Genomic DNA, 463 nt, shown 5'->3' with positions numbered 1-463 from the left:
CGGCCGGGTCGTTGGCGTCGCCTATGGCGAAATGAGCGCCAGAGCCGTCGTCGTGCGGGAATCTCGCGATGGCGCGCTGACGGCCTGCTTCTGGAATGCGGCGCCAAGCCACTCTAGCCCGATGGGCTGTGTTCCGCTGGAGTAGTCGGAGGGGACCGCGCCGTCGCGCTGAATGGCGGACTTGGCGTGCCGTCGATCACCAGCTTTACATCGAAGTCGCGTTTGGCAGGACTGACCCAGCTCGAGCGCGCCGCGTCGGTGAGGGATGGATTATCCCTAGGGCTCGACCTTGGGTCCATCCTCGGTCCGCGTACTTGCGAAGAAAATCTCCGCCTTCTCAGACAGCCAAAAAGCTACACGGTCCGAAAACATGCCGGCGAGAATCCCAAGGGCGCAGAAAGTCATCACATTGGTAGGTCCCGTACTTAACTCCGCCGGCGTCCCCAACACGGATACCCCCCCG

Source organism: Brevundimonas sp. (genome assembly GCF_031082345.1).
GTDB lineage: Bacteria > Pseudomonadota > Alphaproteobacteria > Caulobacterales > Caulobacteraceae > Brevundimonas.
The sequence above is the reverse complement of the archived record's forward strand: the minus strand, read 5'-3'. Positions refer to the sequence as shown.